This window comes from Streptomyces misionensis (genome assembly GCF_007896895.1).
GTDB lineage: Bacteria > Actinomycetota > Actinomycetes > Streptomycetales > Streptomycetaceae > Streptomyces > Streptomyces misionensis_A.
Genome location: NZ_VOGW01000032.1, coordinates 1 through 6424 on the forward strand (window position 1 = coordinate 1; position 6424 = coordinate 6424).

The window sequence follows — 6424 nt, forward strand, 5'->3', positions numbered from 1 at the left end:
GGCGGAGGGGAGGGCCGGCGGCGCGGGGGGGGGGGGCCGCTGGCGCGGCGGGGCGACGCGGTGGGGCGGGGGCGGGGCGACGCCGCGCGGGGCTGCGTCGGGGAGAGCGTGGGGGCACGCGACACGGGCCGCCGCGGGGCGACGGGGCGGGTGTTGCAGGTGAGGGGAGTGGCGGGGGGGACCGCCGCGGAGGGGGCGGACGCGCCGTGGGAGGAGGCCTCGCGCGGAGTCGACTGGGAGGCGCTCGGCGAGATCCGGCAGGCCGGGTTCGGGCTGATGGAGGCCTTCGGGCAGGTCTGGAAGACCGGCACCAAGGAGCAGCGCGAGAAGGCGCTCGCCGTCATCAACGACGCCCGCAAGAAGCTGTACCTCATCCTCGCCGACGAGGACTGAGGCCGGGGGCGCCCCGCGCGGTGACGGCCGCGGGGCACGAACCGTCAGATGGTCGGTGCCGCACCGGCCTTCCCGGGCCTGTGGCGAAGCGGCGCGCGACCCTGGGGTGGATCGGCCGAAATCTCCTCCCCAAGGATGAGATTCCGGCCGGTGATGTCCACTCTGTGTGGGACGCCCAAATGGTTCCCGTCGTGGATGACTCGGGGCGTTGTGACTGATGGGGTGGGGTTGTGCACTTCCGTACCGCCCGTCCGTCCGCCCCCGCGTCCGAGGGGGCGCACTCCCGTCCGGACGCCGCCGGGCTCGGCGCCGAGCTCGCGGCGGTGGTCGCCGGTGCCCGCCGCAGGGCCGTCCGGGACGGCGACCGGCACGTCGACACCGCCCATCTGCTCCACTCGCTCCTCGAACAGGACCCCGAGGCGCGCTCCGTCGTGGGCGGCCCCCCGCAACTCGCCCGGCTCCTCGGCTACCTGGTGCAGCGCAGCATCGGCTACGGCCTGCGCTGGCAGGGCAGCGTCGAGGACTCGGGCGCGCTGCCCGTCCTGCCGCGTCCCGCCACGGGCGAGGCCGGGGACTGGTCGCCGGCCGCGGCCGCCGCGCTGACCCACGCGCGGGAGCGGGCGCGGCGCCGCGGTGAGCACGGGGCCACCGGGCCCGATCTGCTCGCCGCACTCGTCGCCGATCCGGCCTGCCGGGCCGTCGAGGTGCTCGAACACGCCGGTGTCCACACCCGTGAACTGGCCGCCCGCATCGCGGCCGACGTGGGGGAGTGCGTCCAGGACGCGAGCTGCTGAGGGGCACCCGGCCGTCCATCCCCTGAGACAGGTGTCAACGGGGGTGACGCTCCTGTCGTCGCCTGTCATCATGTGCCGGTGCGTACGACGGAGAGCAGCAGGAACGGCCGGGCGGGCGGCGGCAGAGGGGTGGGCCTCGGCCTCGCGCTCGTCTCCGCGCTGGCCTTCGGCGGGTCCGGGGTGGCCGCCAAGCCGCTGATCGAGGCGGGCCTCGACCCGCTGCACGTGGTGTGGCTGCGGGTGGCCGGCGCCGCCGTGGTCATGCTCCCGGTCGCCGTACGGCACCGCGCGCTGCCGCGCCGCCGCCCCGCGCTGCTCGCCGGGTTCGGCCTGCTCGCCGTCGCCGGCGTCCAGGCCTGCTACTTCGCCGCCCTGTCCCGCATCCCGGTGGGCGTGGCGCTGCTCATCGAGTACCTGGCGCCCGCGCTGGTGCTCGGCTGGGTGCGGTTCGTGCAGCGACGGCCCGTCACCCGCGCCGCCGCGCTCGGCGTGGTCCTCGCGGCGGGCGGGCTCGCCTGCGTGGTGGAGGTCTGGTCGGGGCTGAGCTTCGACGCGCTCGGCCTGCTGCTCGCGCTCGGCGCCGCCTGCTGCCAGGTCGGCTACTTCGTCCTCGCCGACCAGGGCGCCGACGCGGGCGAGCGGGCGCCGGACCCGCTCGGTGTCATCGCCTACGGCCTGCTGGTGGGCGCCCTCGTGCTCACGGCCGTCGCCCGCCCCTGGCGGCTGGACTGGTCCGTCCTTGCCGGCTCCGCGCGGATGAACGGCACCGCCGTACCCGCCCTCGCCCTGCTGGTCTGGATCGTGCTCGTCGCCACGGTGCTCGCCTACGTCACCGGTGTGCTGTCGGTACGGCGGCTGTCCCCGCAGGTCGCCGGGGTGGTGGCCTGTCTGGAGGCGGTGATAGCGACGGTGCTGGCCTGGGTGCTGCTCGGCGAGCACCTGTCCGCGCCGCAGGTCGCCGGCGGAGCCGTCGTCCTGGTCGGCGCCTTCATAGCCCAGTCCGCCGCGCCCGCCGAGGCGTCCGCGCAGCCGGTGGCGGCCGGCGGCCCGGACCGGACGTTGTCCGGGCACCGCACGTCCGCTTAAGGTACTGATCGTGCCGTCCACTCTCGTTCTTCCGCCCCCGGCCGCCTGAGGCGGGCCTCCGGGACATCCGCCCGGCGCGAAGAGCGCCGGGCCGGACGGTGCTGCCCGCAGACGAAGTCCGCGCGCCCCGCTCCAGCGGGTCGCCCCCGAACTTCCGCACCCGCGTGGTGCGTTTCTGCGGAGAAACTCTCTTGTCGAACGAATCGAACGTGCCGAACGACGCCTCCGGCCTGCCGGTCGGGCGCGGCCTGCTCTATCTGATCGTCGCCGGGTCCACCTGGGGCACCGCGGGCGCCGTGGCCTCCCTGGTCTACCGGGCCAGCGACATGGGCGCCCTCGGCCTCTCCTTCTGGCGCTGCGCGCTGGGGCTCCTGCTGCTGCTCGCCGGCCGCGGCCTGCGCCCGAGGACCCGCCCGGCCGCGGCCGGACCGCTGTCGCGCCGGGTGCTGCGGGCCGTCGCCACCGGCCTCGGCCTCGCGGTGTTCCAGACCGCCTACTTCGCGGCCGTGGCGGCCACCGGGCTCGCCGTGGCCACCGTCGTCACCCTCGGCGCGGGTCCCGTGCTCATCGCGCTCGGCGCCCGGCTGCTGCTCGGTGAACGGCTCGGCGCGGGCGGTGTCCTCTCGGTCGCCGGCGCGCTCGCCGGGCTCGCCGTGCTGACCCTCGGCGACTCGGCCGCCACGGTCCGCCCGGCGGGCGTGCTGCTCGCGCTGCTGTCGGCCGCGGGCTACGGCGCCATGACCCTGCTGACCCGCTGGTGGGGGCGGGACGGCGGCGCCGACGCCTCCGACACCACCGTGTGGTCCTTCGCGGTGACCACCCTGTGCCTGCTGCCGTTCGCCCTGCACGAGGGGCTGCTCCCGCACACCGCCCACCCGGCCCGGCTGCTGTGGCTCCTGTGCTACATCGCCGCCGTGCCCACGGCCCTCGCGTACGCCCTGTACTTCGCGGGCGCGGCCGTCGTGCGGTCCGCCACCGTCTCCATGATCATGCTCCTGGAGCCGGTGACCGCGGCCGTGCTCGCCGTGCTCCTGCTCGGCGAGCGGCTCACCCTCGGCACCGCGGTCGGCACCCTGCTGATGCTCACGGCGGTCGCGGGCCCGGCCGTGAGCGAGGCGACCCTGCGCAGGGCGCACCCCGCCACCGGCGCGGACGAGGGGAGCCTGCCCGGCCTCACCGCCCGGTGAGGTAGTCCGGCACCTCGATCCCGGACGTCAGATCGGCGTTCGGGACCGGGGCCTCGTAGCCCTTGCGCAGCGGGACGACACCGGCCCAGTGGGGCAGGGCGAGGTCCTCGGGGTCGTCGTTGGCGCCGCCGGTGCGGACCTTCGCCGAGACCTCCTCGAGGTCCAGCCGGATCACCGCGGTGGCGGCCAGTTCCTTCTTGTTCGCCGGCCGGGAGTCGGCGGCGCGCCCCGGCACCACGTGGTCCACCAGCGTGTCCAGGGCCAGCCGCCGCTCCTCGGGGTCGGTGACCTCGTGCGCGACGCCGTGCACCACCACCGAGCGGTAGTTGATCGAGTGGTGGAAGGCGGAGCGGGCCAGCACCAGGCCGTCGACATGGGTCACGGTCACGCACACCGCGAGGCCCGGGTCGGGCGCGCCGGCCATCCGCAGCGGGCGCGAACCCGTCGAGCCGTGGAGGTAGAGCCGCTCGCCCACCCGGCCGTAGAGCGTCGGCAGCACCACGGGCGCGCCGTCACGGACGAAGCCCAGATGGCAGACGTAGCCCTCGTCCAATATCGCGTGCACCAGCTCCTTGTCGTACGAGGCGCGCTCCGCGGAGCGCGTGGGCACGGTGCGGTCGGTCGGGGTGTAGGCGGCGGACTGGGTGTCGGCGGTGGTGCCCGGCATGACGGTCCCTCCAGGGCGAGGCTGCATCCAGCATTGCACTAGTGCATAATGGATTTTGTGCTAGGAGAGTATCGGATCGAAGGGCGCGGCGCAGCAGAGATCGCGGCCGATGTGGAGCGCGCGGTCGGCGCGGGACAGCTGCGACCGGGCCAATCCCTGCCCCCCATGCGGGAGTTGGCGGCCGAGCTGGGGGTGAATCCGAATACCGTCGCGGCCGCCTACCGCACCCTGCGCGAGCGCGGGGTGATCGAGACCGCAGGGCGGCGCGGCAGCCGGGTGCGGCCCAAACCCGTCACCACCGGACGCGATCAGCTACGCGTGGAGGTGCCCCCGGGCGCCCGCGACCTGTCCACCGGCAACCCCGACCCGGCCCTGCTGCCCCGCCTCGCCCCGGCGCTCGCCGCGGCGGCCCGGGCGGGGGACCGGCGGCCCGTCCTCTACGGCGACGACCCCGTCGACCCGGAGCTGGCCCGGATCGCCCGCGCCGAACTCGACGCCGACGGCGTCCCCGAGGCGCCGCTCACCGTCGCCTCCGGCTCCCTGGACGCCATCGAGCGCGTCCTCGCCGCCCACCTCAGACCCGGTGACGCGGTCGCCGTCGAGGACCCCGGGTGGGGCAGCGCCCTCGATCTGATGCCGGCCCTGGGCCTGCGCACGGTCCCGGTGACCGTGGACGACGACGGACCGTGCCCCGACGGCCTCGCCCGCGCCCTGACCGCCGGCGCCCGCGCGCTGCTCGTCACCACCCGGGCCCAGAACCCGACCGGCGCCGCGGTGACCGCCACGCGTGCCGCCGCGCTGCGCGCGGTGCTGCGCGAGCACCCGGGGACCCTGCTGATCGAGGACGACCACGGTCACGGCATCGTGGACGTGCCGCTCCACCCCCTCGCGGGCGCCACCCGGCACTGGGCCTTCCTGCGCTCGGCCGCCAAGGCGTACGGCCCCGACCTGCGCCTCGCCGTCCTCGCCGGGGACCCCGTGACCGTCGACCTGGTGCGCGGCCGCCAGCGCCTCGGCCCCGGCTGGGTCAGCGTGCTGCTCCAGCGCGCGGTGGCCCGTCTGTGGGCCGGGGGCGCGGTGGACCGGGCGGCGGTCGCGGAGTCGTACCGGGCCCGGCGCGAGCCGCTGATCGACGCACTCGCCCGGCGCGGCATCGAGGCCCACGGGCGCAGCGGCATGAACGTCTGGATCCCCGTACCCGACGAGACCACCGCGGTGGCTCGCCTCCTCCAGTCCGGTTGGGGCGTCGCCCCCGGCGCCCGCTTCCGTCTCGCCGGTCCCCAGGCCGTCCGCGTCACGGTCTCCCCGCTCACGCCGGAGGACATCGAGCCGCTGGCGGACGCGATCGAGGCGGCGGTGCGCCCCTCGCCGGCCCGCGTCTACGGCTGACGACGGGTCGGTGAGGGGCGCGGGGCCCCGGTGTCCCGGGGCGGCGGAGCTACGCGCCCCTCCTCGGCCGCACCTGGGTCAGCGCCGCCCCCGCCAGCACGATCACCGCCCCCACCGGCGTGTTCCAGCGCAGCGACTCGCCGAGGATCGCGACCCCCGCCGCCGTGGCGATGACCGGGATGAAGTACGTCACCATCTGCGCGGTGGTGGGCCCGACCTCGGCGACGAGCCCGTACTGGATGAGCACGGCGAGCCCGGTGCCCAGCGCGCCCAGCGCGGCGATCGCCAGCAGCGGCACCACCGCGAAGTGCCGGGGCACGCCGGTGAACAGCGGTGTCACCACGGCCAGTTGCACCGTCGCGAGCAGCAGCTGCCCGCCGGTCATCGACAGGTGCGAGTTCCCCGTGCCGGCCAGCGTCCGCCGGACGTAGATCCAGCCCACCGGGTAGCTCAGCGAGGCGAGCAGGGCCATCGCCGTGCCCGTGGCGTCGAGGCCGTGGAAGCCCTGCCAGGCGCCGAGGACCGTCAGCACCCCGAGGAAGCCGAGGCCGAGGCCGGCCACGCGGACCCGGGTGGGCCGGTCCTCGGAGAGGGCGACCACCGACAGCAGCATGCCCCACAGGGGCGAGGTGGCGTTGCAGATGCCGGCCAGGGTGGACGGGATGGTCAGCTCGGAGTAGGCGAAGAGGGAGAACGGCAGGGCGTTCAGGAAGAACGCGGCGACCGCCATGTGCGCCCACAGCCGGCCCCCGCGCGGCAGCCGCTCCCGCTTGACCGCCATCGCCGCCACCAGCACCGCCGTGCCGAACACCAGTCGGCCGAGGGTGACCTGGAACGGCGCGTACCCGCTCGTGCCCACTTTGATCAGCAGAAAGCTGAAGCCCCAGATCAGGGAGAGGGCGCCGAAG

6 protein-coding genes and 1 pseudogene are annotated in these 6424 nt (G+C 75.8%); 5 read left to right on the plus strand and 2 right to left on the minus strand.

Annotation, left to right across the window (positions count from 1 at the left end):
* The 4 genes and pseudogenes from FRZ03_RS40060 to FRZ03_RS05300 all read left to right on the plus strand — a co-directional run.
* Positions 1-393, plus strand: a pseudogene (locus FRZ03_RS40060) (PadR family transcriptional regulator); the annotation flags it as partial.
* A gap of 230 nt (positions 394-623) precedes the next feature.
* A complete protein-coding gene (locus FRZ03_RS05290) occupies positions 624-1187 on the plus strand; it encodes a Clp protease N-terminal domain-containing protein (RefSeq protein WP_261398571.1) in 564 nt (187 codons plus the stop codon).
* A gap of 72 nt (positions 1188-1259) precedes the next feature.
* Positions 1260-2273 (plus strand): EamA family transporter, encoded by a 1014-nt coding sequence (locus FRZ03_RS05295; protein WP_146463957.1) that lies wholly within the window; start codon positions 1260-1262, stop codon positions 2271-2273.
* 209 nt (positions 2274-2482) lie between these two features.
* The gene (locus FRZ03_RS05300) at positions 2483-3460 is read left to right on the plus strand and encodes a DMT family transporter (protein ID WP_146463962.1); all 978 of its coding nucleotides are present in this window, start codon (positions 2483-2485) and stop codon (positions 3458-3460) included.
* Here the strand turns inward: FRZ03_RS05300 and FRZ03_RS05305 are convergent.
* Positions 3447-4127 carry a pyridoxamine 5'-phosphate oxidase family protein gene (locus FRZ03_RS05305; RefSeq protein WP_146463958.1) on the minus strand — a complete coding sequence of 227 codons (681 nt, stop codon included), beginning with the start codon at positions 4125-4127 and terminating at the stop codon, positions 3447-3449. The two genes, FRZ03_RS05300 and FRZ03_RS05305, sit on opposite strands and share 14 nt — an antisense overlap.
* Positions 4128-4184: 57 nt before the next feature.
* On the opposite strand from FRZ03_RS05305, the gene FRZ03_RS05310 reads away from it, so the two are divergent.
* The gene (locus FRZ03_RS05310; protein ID WP_146463959.1) at positions 4185-5516 is read left to right on the plus strand and encodes an aminotransferase class I/II-fold pyridoxal phosphate-dependent enzyme; all 1332 of its coding nucleotides are present in this window, start codon (positions 4185-4187) and stop codon (positions 5514-5516) included.
* A 49-nt stretch (positions 5517-5565) separates the two neighbouring features.
* Here FRZ03_RS05310 and FRZ03_RS05315 read toward each other — a convergent pair.
* Positions 5566-6424: DMT family transporter (locus FRZ03_RS05315; protein ID WP_146463960.1), on the minus strand; the 859-nt coding region annotated here is incomplete at its 5' end.